The following is an 18,146-nucleotide window of genomic DNA, read 5'->3' on the forward strand; positions in this document are numbered from 1 at the left end:
GCCCTGAAAACGAACGAACGATTTCGAAGGAGCTTCACACGATGCTGCGCTGGCTGATCGCCATTCTGATTCTCGCCAACGGCCTGGCCTTTGCGGCCATTGGCGGCGTGTTCGGCCCGACGCCCTCGTCGGGTACGCGCGAAACCCAGCACCTGAACCGGCAGACCCACCCCGAGCGGCTCGTGGTGAAGGCGATCCGGCCCTCCGAATCGGCGGATGTGCCGACCGTCGGCGGCCCGGTGACGGTACCGTCGGTGCAGGCGTCGACCCTCACGCAGTAAGCCGCGCTTCAAACGCAACCGGCCGGAGAACGGGCCCGCCCCGGCGTTGGGCGGCCCGTTCTCCGGCCGGCTTTGCATCGTCCGCCGCACGAGGCAGACGTATGTCGAGACTTACTTCGATCCTTCCTGCGCGCGCACTTTCTGCAGCAGCTTCGTCGTGGAGCGGTCGTGCTCGAACGCGATCGCGAGCGCCCGTCCGCCCCAGCCGCGCACCAGCGCCGACTCGGGCAGCGCGTCCATGTCGTAGTCGCCGCCCTTCACGAGAATGTCCGGGCGCAAGGCCCCGATCAGCTCGACTGGCGTTTGCTCGCCGAACTTCACGACCCAGTCCACGCTCTCCAGCGCCGCCAGTAGCGCCATGCGGTCGTTCTCGTTGTTGATGGGGCGGTCGTCGCCCTTGCCGAGCATCTTCACCGAAGCGTCGCTATTCACGCCGACGATCAGCGTGGCGCCCAGCGCCTTCGCATCGGCGAGATAGGTGACGTGTCCGCGGTGCAGGATGTCGAAGACGCCATTGGTGAACACCACAGGGCCGGGCAGCGAGGCGCGCAGTTGCGCGAGCGCCTCGCGGGTCGTGATCTTGCGTTCGAAGGTAGCGGGCATGGAATGAGGCTCGGATAAAAAAATGGGCGCGGTTCGCAGCAGGCTAGCCGCATTGAGCAGGCCGTTGAGCCGCGCGCCAATGAAAACGGCCCGTCACGCGAGAAGCGCTTCGGGCCGTCCCGGTCGCGGCGCGCCACGCAAGGCGCGCACGCGAGCTGTCTCGGCGCATCAGGCCGGCTGTTGCGTGCCTTGCTCGGCCTGCAGGCGCTGCACCACTTCCTTGCGATAGCGGTTCAGTTCCTGTGCCGTGGTGAACGTGCGCTCGAACAGGATCGAGAGGTTGTGCAGAATGCGCTCGATCACCTTCTTTTCCCAGCCGTCGTCGAAGCGGATCTGCTCGTCGAGCCAGCGCTCGAGCCATTCCGGGTCGGGCAGGCGCGACTGCACGGTGTCGCGCGGGAACAGCGCCTGGTTCACGTGCAGGTTCGTCGGGTGCAGCGGCTTTTCGGTGCGGCGCGCCGAAGCCATCAGCACGCCGATCTTCGCAAACGCCGCGCGCGCGACGTCGCCGAAATTGTTGAGCGCCTTCTTCATGTAGCGCAGATAGGCGCCACCGTGGCGCGCTTCGTCGCGCGAAATCGTTTCGTAGATGGCCTTGATGACCGGCTCCGTGTGCCATTCGGCGGCACGGCGATACCAGTGGTTCAGACGGATTTCGCCGCAGAAGTGCAGCATGAGCGTTTCGAGCGGCGGCGCCGGATCGAACTCGAAGCGCACGGCGTGCAGTTCTTCTTCGGTCGGCACCATTTCCGGCTTGAAGCGGCGCAGGTATTCCATGAGGACGAGCGAATGCTTTTGCTCCTCGAAGAACCACACGCTCATGAACGCCGAAAAGTCGCTGTCGTGGTGGTTGTCGCGCAGGAACATTTCCGTGGCCGGCAGCGCCGACCATTCGGTGATCGCGTTCATCTTGATGGTCGCGGCCTGCTCATCGGTAAGGAGCGACGCATCGAACTTGTCCCAGGGAATGTCCTTTTCCATGTCCCATCGGACCGATTCGAGCGATTTGTAAAGTTCCGGATAAAGCATCGTGTTCATAGTCCCGCCCCTGATCTGCGCAAAACGCGCGCATGACGAATTCGTAGCGTGCCGCGTGCCCGCATACAACGCGGCCGCGCAGGCAAAAAGCATTTAATTTTACGCGGTATCCGGCCCTCTGGACGCAATCGCAGAGCAGCGAACGCAATACGCGCTGCCACACGACAATCCAGCCAACCGGAATGAAGGCGCCGTCCTGGATTCTGGGTAGCTGCTCCGTTCCTCGAATCCGGCCGCCTGATACCGCTGATCACCACCGAAACCCGCGAGGCGCGCGAGCCATCGCCGCAGGCCCGCGCGACACAATGTCGCACTTTCGCGCCGCACGTCGACGTCCTTTTGACCACCTTGCTGGCCGATTTTCCAATGGGCAACATTCCGCCCGTCAAGGCCGTGGAACCCGCGCGGCGAAGCGCCGTAACGCCGCCCGCAACTCCCACAAATGACCAGAAAAACCTTACACAATAATAGCATGCCGATGTTTCAGTTCCGCCACGCCCCGAAATCGTTGCTCGCGCCGTCTGTCGGAGCTTTGAGCCAAGTCAAAAGAACGTCGCTTGGGGCGAGCGTGTCGCGGTAACCCAGTGCGCAACTCACGCGTGAAATCACGGGCGCCGAGCGAGTCGAGGAACACGCTCGCGACGCGCGAGCGTCGGATAGCGGTCGATGTCGGGGCGCGCCGCGAGCACTTCCGGGGTGGGCGTGACGCCGCGCGCCTTATTCGGGCTGCGCCGGCGCCTTCTTCGCGCCGCGCGGCGCGCTGCGGCCCGCGCCGCCGCTGTTGCCATTGCCGTTGCTGGCGTTACCGGTGTTGCCGGTGTTGCCGGCGCTGTTGTTCCGCCGTGCGGTGCTGCTGCGTTTGGCCGCGGCGGCTTCGGTCTTCGCCTGCGCCTCGCTCACCGCTTCCGCCGCCGCTTGCGCGGCCTGCGCCGCGGCGGCGGGCTGCGCCATCGCGAATTGCGCGAGCTGGTTGAACTGGGCCTGCACGAGATTCCACCACGAACCGGCGTCGAAGCCCGGCGGCGCGACGGCCGCGCCCGTGGGCGCAGCGCCAGCGTTCGCGGTCTCGGGCTCGGCGGCCCGCTCGCGCGCGGCGCCCGCTCTCGGCGCTTCGGATTCGGCGTGCGTCGGCGTCATCTGCGCCTGCGCGAACGCGCCGAACGCACGCAGCGTGGAGAGCGTGGCGCGCTGCACTTCGAGCGCCTGGATGGCGGACTGCAACATGCCGAGATTGAGCTTGAGCCATTGCTCGACGGCGCGCAGATCGGTGATGCGCTTGTCGAGCTCCTCGATGTTGGTGAGCGGCGTCATCATGTCGGACATCATCGAAAGCGGCGGGCCGAAGGCTTGCGCCACGCCCGGCTCGCCGCCCGCAAACGCGCCGCCGAACGGCGTGAGGCGCATCATCCCCCACATCTGGTCGAGCATTTCGGCGGGCGGAAAGCCTGGAAAGCCCGGGAACGGCGGCGTGGTGCCTGCTGAGTCGGTCATGCGGTACTCCCTCGCATAGATAGGTGGTCAAATGCGCGCGCGTGGGCGGCACGAAACGGTCTCTTCGATAATAGCGCGCGTAAAACCAGAAATCGGCAGAAAGCGCAAATCAAAATGGATCGCCGCCCGGAAACTCCGGCGCGCGCCGCTCGCGCAGCGACTGCACGCCCTCGCGCACGTCGGGCCCCGCGAAGCCCATGAATTCGAGCGCGAGCGACGTGTCGAAGTTCGGCCCCGCCATGCGCAGCCAGTTGTTGAGCGCGTACTTGGTCCAGCGCACGGCGGTTTGCGAACCGGTGGCGAGGCGCTTCGCCACCTCGAACGCCTTCGGCAGCAGGTCGTTCTCGTCCACGGCGAGCGCGACGAGACCGATGCGCTCCGCCTCCTCGCCGCTCACCGGCTCGCACAGCAACAGGTAATACTTCGCCTTCGCCATGCCGCACAACAGGGGCCACACGATCGCCGCGTGGTCCCCCGCTGCGACGCCGAGGCGCGTATGGCCATCGATGATGCGCGCTGTTTTGGTGGCGATGGAAATGTCGGCCAGTAGTCCCGCGACGAGCCCCGCGCCCACCGCCGGACCGTGCATGGCCGAGACGATCGGCTTGCCGCAGTTGATCACGTTGTAGACGAGGTCGCGCGCCTCGCGCCACACGCGTGCGCGCACGTCGAAATGCGTGGCCATGTCCTCGACGAGCTGCAGGTCGCCGCCCGCCGAAAAGCCCTTGCCCTCGCCCCGAATCACGGCGACGCGCGCGTCGGGATCGCGGTCCACGTCGCGCCAGATCTCGGCGAGTTCGCGGTGCATGTTGGCGTCGGCGGTCGCGAGGCCGCTCTTGTTCGTGCCCTCGCCGCTCATCACGATCTCGACGATGCCGTGCTCGTGCCGCCGCACGCGCAAAGCGTGATAGTGGGCGTAAAAAGGATCGTTCATGGGAGGACTCCTTTGCTTCGGATTGCTGATTACTTGAAAGCGATGGCAGTGCCGCTCATCAATGCGGCTGATACATCCACTTGCCATCGCGGATCTCGACCATCACGCGCGCTCGCGCGTCGAGGCCGAGGTGATAGGTGGCGCTCATGTTGAGGACGCCATTGGTGTCATGCAGCCCGTGCGTCGCTTCGAGTGCGTCGCGCAGCGCGTGGCGAAACGCGGGCGTGCCGGGCGCTGCCGACTTGAGCGCAACGGGTATCGCGTTCTGCAGCAGGAGCCCCGCGTCCCACGTGTACGCGCCGAATGCCGACACGGTGCCCGCGCCGTTACGGGCTTCGTAACGCGAAATATAGTCGAGCGCGAGGCGCCGGCCGGGCTGGTCCTCGGGCAGCTGCGCGGCCACGAGCACCTGGCTTGCGGGAAGGAACGTGCCGTTGCAGTCGGCGCCACACACGCGCAGGAAGTCGCGGTTGCCCACGCCGTGGTTGTGATAGATGACGCCCTTGTAGCCGCGCTCCTTGAGCGCCTTGGGCGGCAGCGCGGCGGGCGTACCGGCCGCGCCGACCACGACGGCATCCGGGCGCGCCGCGACGATCTTGAGCACCTGCCCCGTCACGCTCGGGTCGGTGCGATTGAAGCGCTCGTTCGCGACGAGCTTGATGTCGTGCTGTTGCGCGGCCTTGGCGATCTCGGCATAGAACGTCTCGCCGAGCGCGTCGGCCTGGCCGATATAGGCGAGCGTCTTCACGTTGTGCGCGGCGGCGTGCTCCATGATCGCGCCGGCCATCATCGCGTCGGTTTGCGGCGTCTTGAACATCCAGTGGCGCTTGTCGTCGACGGGCTCGATGATCTTCGCCGACGATGCGAGCGAGATCGTAGGCGTCTCGCCTTGCGCGATCACGTCGAGCATCGCGAGCGAGTTGGGTGTGATCGACGAGCCGATGATCGCATCGACATGCTGCTCATCGATGAGCTTCTTCGTGTCCTGCACAGCCTGGGTCGTGTCGGAGGCGTCGTCGAGCACGATGTACTGGACTTTCTGGCCCGCGATCTCGGTGGGGAACATCGCGGCGGTGTCGCGCGCGGGAATGCCGAGCGAGGCGGCCGGACCCGTGAGCGAAAGCACGAGGCCGATCTTGACCTGCGCGAGCGCGAGCGTGGGTGCACCGATACTGAAGACCGAGGCGATGCGTAGCGCAAGACGGCTGGGGCGAGAAGCGTTCACGGTGTCTCCTTGTCGTTTTACGTTCGGATGCTGCGTGCTTCTACGGCTCGTACCTTGACTGGTCTGCCCGATGCGCTCGAAGAACAAGGGCGTTCGCCAGTGTAGCCGCACGCGTGGCGCGCGGCATCCGGCGAAACCCTTCAGCGTTGGCGTGTCATGGCTCGCCGTGCAGCGACGCCACAGCCTGATCGATCGCGCCGAAAATCGACTTGCCCGCTTCGTCGAGCATCTCGATCTTCACGCTGTCGCCGAACTTCATGAACTCGGTGCTCGCCTGTCCGCTTTCGATCGTTTCGAGGCAGCGCTTCTCGGCAATGCAACAGTAGCCGCGCTTTGTGTCCTTGTTCGAGACCGTGCCCGAACCGACGATGGCGCCCGCGCGCAGATTGCGCGTTTTCGCAGCGTGCGCGATCAGCTGGCCGAAGTGGAACACCATGTCCGTGCCGGCATCGGGCTGACCCACCTTCTTGCCGTTCCAGTGCACGATGAGCGGCAGGTGCACGCGCCCTTCGCGCCAGTGATCGCCGAGTTCGTCGGGCGTGACCATCACCGGCGCGAATGCGCTGGCCGGCTTGCTCTGGAAAAAGCCGAAGCCCTTCGCGAGTTCCGCGGGAATGAGATTGCGCAGCGAGACGTCGTTGACGAGCGTGACGAGCCGCACGGCCCGCAACGCTTCGTCGGGGCTTGCGCCCATCGGCACGTCGCCGGTCACGACGGCCACTTCGGCCTCGAAGTCGATGCCGAACGCCTCGGACGCGCACACGATGTCGTCGCACGGCCCGATGAAGTCGTCGCTGCCGCCCTGGTACATGAGCGGGTCGGTCCAGAATTCGGCGGGCATCTCGGCGCCGCGCGCGCGCCGCACGAGTTCGACGTGATTCACGTACGACGAGCCATCCGCCCATTGGTACGCACGCGGTAGCGGCGCCATGCAATCGCGCGCGTCGAAGCTGAACGCGTTGCGCGCGCGCCCGTAGTTGAGCGCGTCGTATAGCTCGGCAAGCTGCGGCGCGTAGAAGCGCCAGTCGTCGAGTACGCGCTGCAGGGTGGGCGCGATCGCGTCGGCGATGGCGGCGCTGCGCAGGTCGCGGGAAACGACGATCAGCTGGCCGTCGCGGGTGCCGTCCTTGAGCGTGGCAAGTTTCATGGAATCAGACGTGAGTGACGATAAGGGAAATGTATTCTACGATGGTGAATCGGCGGGCCCCAAGCAGGCGCGCCGCAAGCCCTCAGTTGCCGTACGGTCGCCGTACGTTTGAACACCACAACGCATCCATGCCGCCAACCGTCCGATCCGCCTCGCCGCGCACGAGCGCCCCAGACGCCACGAGCGCCGAAGATCTCGCCGATACTCTCGAGACCGCCGAAGCTGCGGAAGGCGCCGAACCCGGCGAAGAAAAACTGCGCTCGGGCATCCAGTCGATCGAAGTGGGTTTTCGCCTGCTCGAAGTGCTAACCAGCGAGCCGCGCGCGATGATGCTGCGCGACCTCGCGCAGCGCGCGGGCATGAGCCCGGCGAAGGCGCACCGCTATCTCGTGAGCTTCATGCGCCTCGGCGTGGTCGCGCAGGACCCGCTCTCGGGGCGCTACGAACTGGGCGGCTTCGCGTTGCAGCTTGGACTCGCGCGTCTCGCGCGCGTGGACGGCGTCAAGCTCGCGCGCCTCGCGCTCACCGAATTGCGCGACGCGCTCGACATCACCGTGGGCATCGCCGTGTGGGGCAATCAGGGGCCGACAGTCGTGCACTGGCTTGAGTCGAGCCATCCCGCGAAAGCGTCGCTCAAGCTCGGCGACGTCATGCCGATGCTCAGTTCCGCGACCGGCCTGCTGTTTGCCGCCTACCTGCCGCGCAGCAAGACGGCCCCGATGATCGAGCGCGAACTCGCGGGCGCACAGCACTCTTCGTACGGCTCGACACCGCGCACGGCCGATGCGCTCGAACAGGCGCTCGCAGAAGTTCGCGAGCATGGCGCTGCCCGCGTGGAAGGCATGTTGCTGCCGACCATCCACGCGTTCTGCACGCCCGTCTTCGACGCGAGCGGCGAACTCGCACTCGGGCTCATCGCGCTCGGTCACGAAGGCGCGTTCGATATCGCCTGGAACGGCGCCGTGGACACCGCGCTGCGCGCGTGCGCCGAAAAGCTGTCGTACGAATTGGGGTACAGTCCAACGCCGCGCTGAGGGCCGTGTGGCCGGGCCGGCGCATATGTGACCCGCCCGAGCGCATCCGCCTTTCTGCAAGCACCCAGCGGGTTGTGTCACATTAACGTACGACCGATACCCGACCCACGAACCGCCGATGTCCACCCCAGCCGCCCCGCGCGAGGCACGCCGCCTCGACACCGACTCACACACGCCGCAGCGCGTGCGCGCGTGGCGCTGGGTCGGTGTGTTCGTCGCGGTCACGGCGCTGCATTGGCTCGCGGCCGAATGGTTCGAGCGGCATCACGGCGCGCCGCCGCCTGTCGCGCACGTGCGCGTGCCGGTGCAAGTGGCGCTCCTCAAACCCGAGCGCATCGAGCGCGAAGCAAAACCCGCGGGGCCCGCGGCGGCGCCTGCGCATGCCGCGCCCAAACCAGCGCCGAATGCCGCCGAGCCGCATACGCTGCACGCGGTGACGCCGCCGAAGCCCCACCCCAAAGCGCCGGCCTCGCCGCCGGATACGCAGGCGGCGTCCGCGCCCGCAGCCGCATCGCCAGCCACCGCCAGCGCCGCCGGCACGAGCGGGACCGCAAGCACGGCGCCCGGCAACGGCAAAGAGCCTTCGGCGCCAGCCACGCAGGCCTCGCATGGACTGAAGTTTTCGGTGCCGCCGTCGGGCGAACTGCAGTACGACACCTTCTATAACGGCGTGCGCAATCAGCCCGGCACGATCCACTGGTCGAGCGACGGGCAACGCTACGAGATGGTCGTGCGTGTGCCGCTGCCCTTCGTGGGCGAGTTCAGCTGGACGAGCAAGGGCCGCGTGGACGCCTTCGGCCTCGCACCGGATCAGTACATCGAAAAGCGCGGCCATCGTCCTTCGGATGTGACGGTTTTCAATCGCACCGACAAGCAAATCGTGTTCACGCGCACGCCCAACTCGCTCGGGCTGCCCGATGGCGCGCAGGACCGCTTCAGCATGGTGATGCAGCTCGCGAGCCTCGTGCGCGGCGACCCCGACGCATACAAGCCAGGCGTCACGCGCGAGTTCTATGTCGCGGACAACGACAGCGGCGAGACCTGGCCCATCACCACGATCGGCGACGAGACCGTGAGTACGGATCACGGCTATGTCACGGCTCGCCACTTCATGCGTCTGCCGCGCCGCGAGGGCGACAAGCGTCGCATCGACGTGTGGCTCGCGCAGTCGCTCGGCTGGTTGCCCGTGCGCATCGTGCAGACCGAACCGAACGGCAACCAGTTCGAACTGGTGTGGCGTGGCGCGCTCACGGTGCCGACCGCGACGAACGCGCCCGCGCGGGCGCCCGATCCTTCAGCGGCCGCGACCGCCCCGACGCCCACCGCGGTGCCCGAAACCGCCCCGGCACAATCCGCAACGCCGGAAGCTGCGCCGGCTTCTGCGCCTGCTGCATCACAAGCGCAACCGCAACCGTTCGCACAGCCGGCGGCGCCCGCCAATATGCAGACAGAACAGCCAACAGAATCACCGCCGCGACCGTCCACCGTCGACGCACAACCCTCATCCGCTTCGCCGGGCCCTGCGCCCGAGCATCCCTGAGCGAGAAAGCGCACGCACCGCTCGATCCGGACGGCCCGCTTCACAACACAAATGCGCGAAATAGCGCATACTGGAATCGAGCCATGCGTCAAGGATCGCAAGGCACCGCGCGCAACACGAAGGGCCAAAGAACAAGCAGACGAAACACGGCAGCACGACGCCGCGCGCAGACAATGGACCAACGAACGGACCAGTGAACGGACCGAGAAACGGGTCAACGAACGGACCGACAAACGGGCCAGCACGAACCAACCGATACACCGCTGCACAAGACGGACAACATCGGTACGACACAACAAACAGCGCAGCAAACAGGGACGCGACACACAAGCTAACGAACATCGCATCGCGCATCGTCTGCGCGCCCCAGGCGCGCGGCTTGCTCCACCAGCATCGCGTGCATGCAGTACCTCGCAAACGGCTTGACTCCCAGCCTGGATGGCGAAGGAGGAACCCATGCAAGTGACTGTCAACGGCATCGATACGCACTATGTCTTCGACGACAGGAGCGGTGGGCCCGCGCTGGCGTTCATTCACCAACTGGGCGGCGACCTTGGCGTGTGGGACACGCTGGCAGGACATTTTCGCCATCGTCACAGCGTGCTGCGCTATGACGTGCGCGGCCACGGCGCGAGCGCCGTCGCGAGCGAGCCCTTCGGCTTCGCCGATCTCGCCGCCGACCTCGATGCGCTTTTCGACGCAACCGGCATCGAGCATGCGCATCTCGTCGGCATGTCGATGGGCGGCATGATCGCGCAGCAGTTCGCGCTCGATTATCCGGAACGCGTGACGACGCTCACGCTTTGCGACACCGCTAGCCATACGCCGCCACAAGCGCGCGAAACATGGAACGAGCGCGCCGCCACAGTACGCAGCGAGGGTCTGGGGACGCTCGTCGACGCGACGATGGCACGCTGGTTCACCGCCGACTTCCGGCGCACGCATGCGCCGACAGTCCAGCGGATTTGTGACGTTTTATTACGGACCCCTTCAGAAGGCTATGCGATGGCCTGCGAGGCGCTACGCGATTTCGACGTGGAAAACCGGCTTGCGCAATTGCGCGTGCCGACGCTCGCAGTGGCGGGCCGCCACGACAGCGGCACGCCGATGGCCGTGACGCAGGCCCTTGCAAAAGAAGTAGAAGGGTCGCATTTCGTGGTGCTCGATGCGGCGCATCTGGCCCCGGTAGAGGAGTCGCACCGTTTTACCGCGTTGCTCGAAACGTTTCTCAAGCAGTTGGTCTAAGCAGTTCGAAGTAAAAGCATCATGGCAGTGGCACCAGTCGAGAAGGGAAGTAAAAAAGGGAGAGCAGTCCACATAAGAGGTGATGCGGGACCCACCCCTTGAATTCCAGAACGAACGCTCCATGTATTGGCCGAGAAGGTCAGGGAGCACAGGAAAAAGGAGTGTCGCCATGCAAATGATCTACAACAGTCCCAACTATTGCGTCGTCGAATTCCCACCGCAGGACGGTCACAGCGCGATGCGTGCAGGCGGCTACGAGATCGTCGACAAAAACGCGCGCCGCGAGATCTTCATCGACGGCGTGATGGCGGCACGTTTTCGCGAAGACGTGCAAAAGCTGATGGACGAAGACCAGTCGCTCGACGAAGTCGACGAATTCCTCGGACAGTTCGACAGCCTCATGCAGCAACCCGTCGTGCTTCACTGACGCTAGCGCACCCCGCGGCACTCAACGCGCAGCGTCCTTCACACGAAACCCTGTCCGGCTTGGCCGGGCGGGGTTTTCTTTTGGCCGTCCCGCGCGCGCCGCGGCGGTTGCCGGCGCGCGACGCCGCCCGCAGCGGCGCGTTGCCGCAGCGGATACAATGTGGGGTTTCCCAGTTCAACCGGCACCACGCCCGCCCGCGATCCATGAACCAGCCCGCAGCCCTTGCCTCGCGCCCCGCCGGGGACGCCAAATACACGCGCGGCGCAGCGCTTCCCGCGCTGCTTGCCTCGCGTATCGTGATCCTCGATGGCGCGATGGGCACGATGATCCAGCGCTACAAGCTCGACGAAGCCGCCTACCGCGGCGAACGCTTCAAGGACTATCCGCGCGATATCAAGGGCAACAACGAGCTGCTCTCGCTCACGCAGCCGCAGATCATCAGCGAGATTCACGAGCAGTATCTCGCGGCGGGCGCGGACATCATCGAGACCAACACGTTCGGCGCGACCACGGTGGCCCAGGACGACTACGGTATGGGCGAACTGGCCATCGAGATGAACGTCGAGTCGGCGAAGCTCGCACGCGCCGCCTGCGAAAAGTATTCGACGCCGGACAAGCCGCGCTTCGCCGCGGGTGCGATCGGGCCGACGCCGAAAACGGCAAGCATCTCGCCCGACGTGAACGATCCGGGCGCGCGCAACGTGACGTTCGAAGAACTGCGCAATGCGTACTACGAGCAGGCGAAGGCGCTCATGGACGGCGGCTGCGACCTCTTCCTCGTCGAGACGATCTTCGACACGCTCAACGCCAAGGCCGCGCTGTTCGCGCTCGACCAGCTCTTCGAAGATACGGGCGAGAATCTGCCGATCATGATCTCGGGCACCGTCACCGACGCCTCGGGCCGCATTCTCTCCGGCCAGACCGTCGAAGCGTTCTGGAATTCGCTGCGCCACGCGAAGCCGCTCACGTTCGGCCTGAACTGCGCGCTGGGCGCGGCGCTCATGCGCCCGTATATCGCCGAGCTTGCGAAGCTCTGCGACACCTACGTCTCGTGCTATCCGAACGCGGGCCTGCCCAATCCGATGAGCGACACGGGCTTCGACGAAACGCCCGCCGATACCTCGGCACTGCTCAAGGAATTCGCGAGCGCCGGACTCGTGAACGTGGCGGGCGGCTGCTGCGGCACGACGCCCGAGCACATTGCGGCGATTGCCAAAGCGCTCGCCGAGATCAAGCCGCGCCGCTGGCCCGGCCAGTATCGCGACGCTGCCTGACGCCACATACGATCGCTGCTTCCGAGTCCTGCTCCCACACCATACGATCCGGTCCCACGCCATGACTGACCATACCCTGCGCCTTTCCGGCCTCGAACCCTTCAACGTGACCGAAGGCACGCTGTTCATTAACGTGGGCGAGCGCACCAACGTGACCGGCTCGAAGGCCTTTGCGCGGATGATTCTCAACGGGCAGTTCGACGAGGCGCTCGCCGTGGCGCGCCAGCAGGTCGAAAACGGCGCACAGGTCATCGACGTCAACATGGACGAAGCCATGCTCGACTCGAAGGCGGCGATGGTGCGCTTCATGAACCTGATCGCCTCCGAGCCCGACATTGCGCGCGTGCCGATCATGATCGACTCGTCGAAGTGGGACGTGATCGAGGCGGGCCTGCAGTGCGTACAGGGCAAGGCCATCGTCAACTCGATCTCGCTCAAGGAAGGCAAGGAGCAGTTCGTGCATCACGCGAAGCTGATTCGCCGCTATGGCGCGGCGAGCGTGGTGATGGCGTTCGACGAACAAGGCCAGGCCGACACGTTCGCGCGCAAGACCGAGATCTGCAAGCGCTCCTACGAGATCCTCGTGAACGAAGTGGGCTTCCCGCCCGAGGACATCATCTTCGACCCGAACATCTTTGCGGTCGCCACGGGCATCGAGGAGCACAACAACTACGCGGTGGACTTCATCAACGCCACGCGCTGGATCAAGCAGAACCTGCCCTACGCGAAGATCAGCGGCGGGGTGTCGAACGTGTCGTTTTCGTTCCGCGGCAACGACCCGGTGCGCGAGGCGATCCACACCGTGTTCCTCTACCACGCCATTCAGGCAGGCATGGACATGGGCATCGTGAACGCGGGCCAGCTCGGGGTGTACGCGGACCTCGACGCCGAACTGCGCGAGCGCGTGGAAGACGTGGTGCTCAACCGCCGCGCCGACGGCACTGACCGGCTGCTCGAAATCGCCGACAAGTTCAAGACCGGCGCCGCGAAGAAGGAAGAGAACCTCGAGTGGCGCAACCAGCCTGTCGAAAAGCGTCTTGCGCATGCACTCGTGCACGGCATCACGAACTTCATTGTCGAGGACACCGAAGAAGCGCGCGAGAAGATCATGGGCGGCGGCGGCCGCCCGATCAACGTGATCGAAGGCCCGCTCATGGACGGCATGAACATCGTCGGCGACCTGTTCGGCCAGGGCAAGATGTTCCTGCCGCAGGTCGTGAAATCGGCGCGCGTGATGAAGCAGGCCGTGGCGCACCTGATTCCGTTCATCGAGGAAGAAAAGCGCCTGCTCGCCGAAGCGGGCGCCGACGTGCGCGCGAAGGGCAAGATCGTCATCGCGACCGTGAAGGGCGACGTGCACGACATCGGCAAGAACATCGTGTCGGTGGTGCTCCAGTGCAATAACTTCGAAGTGGTCAATATGGGCGTGATGGTCCCGTGCAACGAAATTCTCGCGAAAGCCAAGGTCGAAGGCGCGGATATCGTCGGGCTCTCGGGGCTCATTACGCCGTCGCTCGAGGAAATGGCTTATGTCGCGAGCGAAATGCAGCGCGACGACTACTTCCGCATCAAGAAGATTCCGCTGCTCATTGGCGGCGCGACCACCTCGCGCGTGCATACGGCCGTGAAGATCGCGCCGCACTACGAAGGTCCGGTCGTGTACGTGCCGGACGCGTCGCGTTCGGTGTCGGTGGCGTCGAGCCTGCTTTCGGACGAAGGCGCGGCGAAGTACCTCGACGAACTCAAGGCCGACTACGAGCGCATTCGCGACCAGCACGCCAACAAGAAGGCCACGCCGCTAGTGACGCTCGAAGAAGCGCGCGCGAACAAGACGAAGATCGACTGGGCGAACTTCCAGCCCGTGAAGCCGAAGTTCATCGGCCGCCGCGTGTTCAAGAATTTCGACTTGAACGAACTCGCGAATTACATCGACTGGAGTCCGTTCTTCCAGACCTGGGATCTCGCCGGTCCCTATCCGCAGATCCTCAACGACGAGATCGTCGGCGAGTCGGCGCGCCGCGTGTTTTCCGACGCGAAGTCGATGCTTTCGCGCCTGATTCAGGGCCGCTGGCTGCAGGCCAACGGCGTGATCGCGCTGTTGCCCGCGAACACGGTGAATGACGACGACATCGAGATCTACACGGACGAAACGCGCCGTGAAGTCGCACTCACGTGGCGCAACCTGCGCCAGCAGTCGGTGCGCCCGGTGGTGGACGGCGTGACGCGTCCGAACCGCTCGCTTGCCGACTTCATCGCGCCGAAGGATTCGGGCGTGGCGGACTATATCGGCATGTTCGCGGTGACGGCGGGCATTGGCGTGGACGTGAAAGAGGCGCAGTTCGAGAAGGACCACGACGACTACAGCGCGATCATGCTCAAGGCGCTCGCGGACCGGTTCGCGGAAGCGTTCGCCGAAGCATTGCACGCACGCGTGCGCCGCGATTTGTGGGGCTATGCAGCCAGCGAAACGCTCGACAACGACGCGCTGATCGCCGAAAAGTACGCGGGCATTCGCCCCGCTCCTGGCTACCCGGCCTGCCCCGATCACCTCGTGAAGCGCGACATGTTCGACTTCCTGCAAGCGGGCGAAGTCGGCATGAGCGTGACCGAATCGCTCGCCATGCTGCCGGCCGCGAGCGTTTCGGGCTTCTATCTCGCGCATCCGGACAGCACCTATTTCTCGGTGGGCAAGATCGGCCAGGACCAGCTCGCCGACTATGCAAAGCGTATGTCGCTCTCCGACGCGGACGCCCGCCGCGCGCTGGCGCCGCAGCTCTAAGCCGCACGGCGCGCCGCCCCGGGCGGCGCGCTTTCCCCCGTCGCGCTACCCCCTGTTGTCGGCGCCCGACATACGCCATCCGGCAAGGTGAAGATTACGCGCGCGCGATTTTTCGGCTTTGTAAGATGGCCCGGCAAGACCCGGTATCACCTGCATGACACCCGGCCATATACGGCAACACCGCGCCGGCTCGCTCATCAGCAAATCCTTAAAACGCAAAATCGAAGCAACCTCGACGGAGAAATCGTATGAAAAAGCTGATGTTGATGTTGACCGCCTTCGGCGTCGCGGCGCTCGCGCAGCCGTCGTTCGCCCAGCCGGCCGCGCCGGAGCAGGCGAGCCCGGCGACGTCGTATTCGGCGCCCACCGAAAAGCACGTGAAGAAGCCGAAGAAAAAGAAAATGAAGAAGTCGGAGGCTTCCGCCGCCGAACCGGCGGCCGCCAGCGAGTAAGGCGAGCCGCAGGTGAACAAAAGCAAAGAGCCCGCAATGTTGCGGGCTCTTTGCTTTGGAACATCGAATCGGGCGGGGCCGCCGGAGCGGCCCTCACAGGCTCGCTGCTGCGCGCCATGGCGGCGGCGCACCCCCGCGCCCAGTCAAGTCACGCACGGACCTCAAATACCCCACAAAACGTCGTTGTCTTCCTTCTTCGCGGCACGCAGCATATCGAGGAACGGAAAGGCGCGCTGCGCGAGGCCGACCGGCAGTTCGTGATGCACGTGGTCATCTTCGCCTTCGTGGAAATGGCCTTCCTGTTCGTGGCGCTCTTTCTTGTCCGTGGCGATGGCTGCTTCGAGCTTGGTGATGGCGGTATCGAGTTCGTCGTGGGTAATCACGCCGCGCGGGCCGAGCCGCTTGCCGATGATGCCGAGAAGGTACTGTGCGAGGTTCTCCAGCATCGTAACGTCAGGCGCCGCGTGGCATTTAAAAGTAACCAGCATGTCTGTTCCCTTTATGATTTTTTGGATCTGCGCGTGACGTTCCGGCCTGCGAAGCCAGATGGGCCAAGGCGGTCCATGTCGCGCTACCTCATTTCACATATTAGCACCTGCTAAAATCCGTCAGGACGGAATTACCCGCAGGGTGCGGCGACCGGACGTTCTGGCATCAGGGACGCCGCCACGCCGCCTGCCGCAACGAGGCCCCACGTGCATTGACGCATAACAGGTGGCCCGCCGCGAGGCTGGCGCCCTCACCCGTATTCGGCGGTCAGCGCCGGCAAGCCAGGGGCCATGCCCCGGGTTACGCCCCCGGGCGCCGGCCCCGCATCCCATTACCCGCACAGGACTTGCAACCAGCATGCTGCCCGCACAGAAACACACCCTGGAGACCCTGCTCGCGCAAGCCGTAGCCCAAGTGGCGAAGGCCGCCGAAGGCGCGAGCGAGGCCGCGTTCATCGTGCCCGCGATCACGCTCGAGCGCCCGAAGGTCGCCGCCCACGGCGACGTCGCCTGCAACGTCGCCATGCAACTGGCCAAGCCCCTGCGCGCGAACCCGCGCCAGCTCGCCCAGCAGATCGTCGACGCCGTGCTCGCCCAGCCCGAGGCGGCAGGCCTCGTCGAGGCGGCCGAAGTGGCCGGCCCCGGCTTCATCAACCTGCGTCTGACCGCCAACGCGAAGCGCGCCGTGATCGGCGCCGTGTTCGAGCAGGGCGAGGCATTCGGCCGCTCGCAGCGCGAGGCCGGCAAGCGCGTGCTCGTCGAGTTCGTCTCGGCCAACCCCACGGGCCCGCTGCATGTGGGCCACGGCCGCCAGGCCGCGCTCGGCGACGCCATCTCGAATGTGCTTGCCTCGCAGGGCTATGACGTGCACCGCGAGTTCTACTACAACGACGCAGGCGTGCAGATCGGCAACCTCGCCGTCTCCACCCAGGCGCGCGCGCGCGGCTTCAAGCCCGGCGACGCCGAATGGCCGGAAGCGGCCTACAACGGCGAATACATCGCCGACATCGCGCGCGACTACCTCGCGGGCGAAACCGTGGCGGCCAAGGACGGCGAGCCCGTCACGGGCGAGAAGGACCCCGAGAACCTCGAAGCGATCCGCCGCTTCGCCGTGGCCTATCTGCGCCACGAGCAGGATCTCGACCTGCAGGCGTTCGGCGTGAAGTTCGACCGCTACTACCTCGAGTCGTCGCTGTACACGGAAGGCCGCGTCGAGAAGACCGTCGAGGCGCTGGTCGCGTCGGGGCAAACCTACGAGCAGGAAGGCGCGCTGTGGCTCAAGACCACCGACTACGGCGACGACAAGGACCGCGTGATGCGCAAGTCCGACGGCACCTACACCTACTTCCTGCCCGATGTGGCCTACCACGTCACGAAGTGGGAGCGCGGCTTCACGAAGGTCATCAACATTCAGGGCTCCGACCACCACGGCACCATTGCGCGCGTGCGCGCGGGCCTGCAGGCGCTCGGCATCGGCATTCCGAACGGCTATCCCGACTACGTGCTGCACAAGATGGTCACGGTGATGCGCGACGGCCAGGAGGTGAAAATCTCCAAGCGCGCGGGCAGCTACGTGACGGTGCGCGACCTGATCGAATGGTCGGGCGGCGCGAACCCGGGCAGCGAAGTCTCGCCCGACCTGCTCGACGAGGCGACCATCCGCCGCGGCCGCGACGCCGTGCGCTTTTTCCTCATCTCGCGCAAGGCCGACACCGAATTCGTATTCGACATCGACCTCGCGCTGAAGGAAAACGACGAAAACCCGGTGTACTACGTGCAGTACGCGCATGCGCGCATCTCGTCGATTCTCGGCGACTGGCAGGGCAAGTTCGGCGGCGATCCGGCCGCGCTGCCCAAGGTCGATCTCGCGCCGCTTGCCAGCGAGCGCGCGCTCGCGCTCATCGCGAAGCTCGGCGAATTCCCCGACATGCTCACGCATGCCGCCAGCGAACTCGCGCCGCACGCGGTGGCGTTCTACCTGCGCGAACTCGCCGCTGAGTTTCACTCGTTCTACAATGCCGAACGCGTTCTCGTCGACGACGTCGCCGAACGCGACGCCCGCGTCGCCCTCCTCGCGGCCACGCGCCGGGTGCTCGCGAACGGCCTGGCCGTGATCGGCGTGTCCGCGCCGGAGCGCATGTAACGAGACGCGCGAGACCCGCGCGCAGCAGCTTGTTTGGGGCCGCCG

At 65.6% G+C, this 18,146-nt stretch carries 16 protein-coding genes; 9 read left to right on the top strand and 7 right to left on the bottom strand.

From position 1 onward, the window contains the following. Nucleotides 1–41 precede the first annotated feature (41 nt). Nucleotides 42–281: a hypothetical protein gene (locus M3I53_RS04010; RefSeq protein WP_254314655.1), complete on the top strand. Its 240-nt coding sequence runs from the start codon at nucleotides 42–44 to the stop codon at nucleotides 279–281. Nucleotides 282–392: 111 nt separating this feature from the next. Here M3I53_RS04010 and rfaE2 read toward each other — a convergent pair whose 3' ends face one another. The 6 genes from rfaE2 to M3I53_RS04040 form a co-directional block, all read right to left on the bottom strand. After that, a complete protein-coding gene (gene rfaE2 / locus M3I53_RS04015; protein WP_254314656.1) occupies nucleotides 393–884 on the bottom strand; it encodes a D-glycero-beta-D-manno-heptose 1-phosphate adenylyltransferase in 492 nt (163 codons plus the stop codon). Nucleotides 885–1,052: 168 nt separating this feature from the next. Next, complete coding sequence (locus M3I53_RS04020; protein ID WP_028201777.1) at nucleotides 1,053–1,922, bottom strand: acyl-ACP desaturase; 870 nt, start codon at nucleotides 1,920–1,922, stop codon at nucleotides 1,053–1,055. A gap of 717 nt (nucleotides 1,923–2,639) precedes the next feature. After that, nucleotides 2,640–3,413, bottom strand: coding sequence for a PhaM family polyhydroxyalkanoate granule multifunctional regulatory protein (locus M3I53_RS04025; protein WP_254314657.1), 774 nt, complete (start codon nucleotides 3,411–3,413; stop codon nucleotides 2,640–2,642). 109 nt (nucleotides 3,414–3,522) lie between these two features. Next, nucleotides 3,523–4,347: an enoyl-CoA hydratase/isomerase family protein gene (locus M3I53_RS04030; protein ID WP_254314658.1), complete on the bottom strand. Its 825-nt coding sequence runs from the start codon at nucleotides 4,345–4,347 to the stop codon at nucleotides 3,523–3,525. 58 nt (nucleotides 4,348–4,405) lie between these two features. Beyond that, nucleotides 4,406–5,536 (bottom strand): ABC transporter substrate-binding protein, encoded by a 1,131-nt coding sequence (locus M3I53_RS04035; RefSeq protein ID WP_254314735.1) that lies wholly within the window; start codon nucleotides 5,534–5,536, stop codon nucleotides 4,406–4,408. 190 nt (nucleotides 5,537–5,726) lie between these two features. Continuing rightward, nucleotides 5,727–6,719, bottom strand: a complete 993-nt coding sequence (locus tag M3I53_RS04040; RefSeq protein ID WP_254314659.1) for a fumarylacetoacetate hydrolase family protein — start codon at nucleotides 6,717–6,719, stop codon at nucleotides 5,727–5,729. A gap of 14 nt (nucleotides 6,720–6,733) precedes the next feature. Here M3I53_RS04040 and M3I53_RS04045 point away from each other — a divergent pair, with 14 nt between their 5' ends. The 7 genes from M3I53_RS04045 to M3I53_RS04075 all read left to right on the top strand — a co-directional run bounded on the left by M3I53_RS04045 (nucleotide 6,734) and on the right by M3I53_RS04075 (nucleotide 15,470). After that, nucleotides 6,734–7,753: an IclR family transcriptional regulator gene (locus M3I53_RS04045; protein ID WP_375542459.1), complete on the top strand. Its 1,020-nt coding sequence runs from the start codon at nucleotides 6,734–6,736 to the stop codon at nucleotides 7,751–7,753. A 118-nt stretch (nucleotides 7,754–7,871) separates the two neighbouring features. Further along, complete coding sequence (locus tag M3I53_RS04050; RefSeq protein WP_254314661.1) at nucleotides 7,872–9,293, top strand: DUF3108 domain-containing protein; 1,422 nt, start codon at nucleotides 7,872–7,874, stop codon at nucleotides 9,291–9,293. Between the two features lie 456 nt (nucleotides 9,294–9,749). After that, the gene (pcaD, locus tag M3I53_RS04055) at nucleotides 9,750–10,538 is read left to right on the top strand and encodes a 3-oxoadipate enol-lactonase (protein WP_254314662.1); all 789 of its coding nucleotides are present in this window, start codon (nucleotides 9,750–9,752) and stop codon (nucleotides 10,536–10,538) included. Nucleotides 10,539–10,707: 169 nt separating this feature from the next. Further along, nucleotides 10,708–10,965, top strand: a complete 258-nt coding sequence (locus M3I53_RS04060; RefSeq protein WP_028201771.1) for a DUF3567 domain-containing protein — start codon at nucleotides 10,708–10,710, stop codon at nucleotides 10,963–10,965. 203 nt (nucleotides 10,966–11,168) lie between these two features. Continuing rightward, entirely contained in the window at nucleotides 11,169–12,239 is a 1,071-nt protein-coding gene (locus M3I53_RS04065) for a homocysteine S-methyltransferase family protein (protein WP_254314663.1), read from the top strand. A 46-nt stretch (nucleotides 12,240–12,285) separates the two neighbouring features. After that, the gene (gene metH, locus M3I53_RS04070) at nucleotides 12,286–15,018 is read left to right on the top strand and encodes a methionine synthase (RefSeq protein WP_375542464.1); all 2,733 of its coding nucleotides are present in this window, start codon (nucleotides 12,286–12,288) and stop codon (nucleotides 15,016–15,018) included. 248 nt (nucleotides 15,019–15,266) lie between these two features. Next, nucleotides 15,267–15,470 carry a hypothetical protein gene (locus tag M3I53_RS04075; RefSeq protein ID WP_028201768.1) on the top strand — a complete coding sequence of 68 codons (204 nt, stop codon included), beginning with the start codon at nucleotides 15,267–15,269 and terminating at the stop codon, nucleotides 15,468–15,470. 161 nt (nucleotides 15,471–15,631) lie between these two features. Here the strand turns inward: M3I53_RS04075 and M3I53_RS04080 are convergent, their stop codons facing one another. Further along, the gene (locus tag M3I53_RS04080; RefSeq protein ID WP_069265127.1) at nucleotides 15,632–15,958 is read right to left on the bottom strand and encodes a DUF1840 domain-containing protein; all 327 of its coding nucleotides are present in this window, start codon (nucleotides 15,956–15,958) and stop codon (nucleotides 15,632–15,634) included. Nucleotides 15,959–16,316: 358 nt separating this feature from the next. On the opposite strand from M3I53_RS04080, the gene argS reads away from it, so the two are divergent. Continuing rightward, nucleotides 16,317–18,101 carry an arginine--tRNA ligase gene (argS, locus tag M3I53_RS04085; RefSeq protein ID WP_254314665.1) on the top strand — a complete coding sequence of 595 codons (1,785 nt, stop codon included), beginning with the start codon at nucleotides 16,317–16,319 and terminating at the stop codon, nucleotides 18,099–18,101. Nucleotides 18,102–18,146: the final 45 nt, after the last annotated feature.

Origin of the sequence: Paraburkholderia sp. CNPSo 3272 (assembly GCF_024206495.1) — a bacterium.
Lineage (GTDB): Bacteria > Pseudomonadota > Gammaproteobacteria > Burkholderiales > Burkholderiaceae > Paraburkholderia.